This is a genomic window from Methylobacter psychrophilus, assembly GCF_025583945.1.
Lineage (GTDB): Bacteria > Pseudomonadota > Gammaproteobacteria > Methylococcales > Methylomonadaceae > Methylobacter_C > Methylobacter_C psychrophilus.
Window position 1 is genome coordinate 1 of the sequence record NZ_JAOEGU010000143.1, and the last position, 1305, is coordinate 1305.

Annotated in this window: 1 protein-coding gene; it reads left to right on the plus strand. The window is 49.0% G+C overall.

What is annotated here, in order from left to right; genetic code table 11:
- On the plus strand, positions 1-1305 hold a 1305-nt coding region (locus tag N7974_RS20545), incomplete at both ends, for a CheR family methyltransferase (RefSeq protein ID WP_317451642.1).

Here is a 1305-nt window from a genome sequence, read left to right on the forward strand (position 1 = left end):
TCAGTACCACGATTCGCATCTGGTCGCCCGGATGCTCAAGCGGCGAAGAAGCCTATTCTATTGCCATTCTTGTCCAAGAATATCTGGAGCTGACCCAGCAAAGTTACCAAGTACAAATTTTTGCTACCGACATTGATCACCAGGCCATTACTACCGCTCGCGCCGGCCTGTATCCGGCCAGTATCGCCGTTGATATTTCACCGAACCGTCTGGCACGATTTTTTACGGCGGAAGCTGACGGCAACCGCTACCGGATTCATAAAAATATCCGCGATATGTTGGTCTTTTCTGAACACAATGTCATTAAAGATCCACCCTTCTCCAAACTTGACCTTATCAGTTGCCGTAACCTACTGATTTATCTGACTTCTGAGTTACAAAAAAAGCTTATACCGCTATTTCACTACGCGCTAAGTCCTGGCGGCACCCTGTTCTTGGGTAGCTCGGAAAGCGTCGGTGAGTTTGACGATGTCTTTATCGCACTCGACCGCAAGGCCAAGCTGTACCAACGTAAAGAGTATGCTTATAAGCAAGTAAACCAACATCCCGGTAATTTTATGCCGCCAATGACGGCGCGTGAAGTGCCGCTGCTACGCGCGCCCGGAAAAACAGACAAGACCGTAAAACTGTCATTACGAGAACTAACCGAACAAACCCTGTTACAACAGGTCGCACCAGCCAGCGCTCTCGTCAATAGCCAGGGTGATATTCTGTATTTACATGGCCGCACCGGCAGGTATCTGGAGCCGGCTCCCGGCGAGTCCGGTATTAATAACATGCTAAAAATGGCCCGTGAAGGGCTAAAGTTAGACCTGACTACCAGCTTGCACAAAGCGGTACGCTTATCAGAGCGCGTCTACTGCCCCGGCTTGCGCGTTAAAACCAACGGTCACTTTACTCTGGTCAACGTAACCATCCATCCGGTAACCATAAGCCCAACAACACCGCTAGCTTCCCTGTATCTGGTTACCCTGGAAGAAGTGCAGGCAACGCAGAACGCTGAAACAAAAACAGACGCAGGTACACCGAGCACCGAAATAGACGCAGACGCACGCGTCAAGGTGCTGAAGCAGCAATTGCGTCAAAAAGACGAGTACATGCAAGTTTTTCACGAGGAACTGGAAACGTCCAACGAAGAATTAAAGAGCTCAAATGAAGAAATGCAGTCAGTCAACGAGGAATTGCAATCAACCAACGAGGAACTGGAAACCTCCAAAGAAGAATTGCAATCCGTTAATGAAGAACTTGCGACCGTCAATGCCGAGTTACAAACCAAACTGACAGATTTATCGCGAGCCAATAACG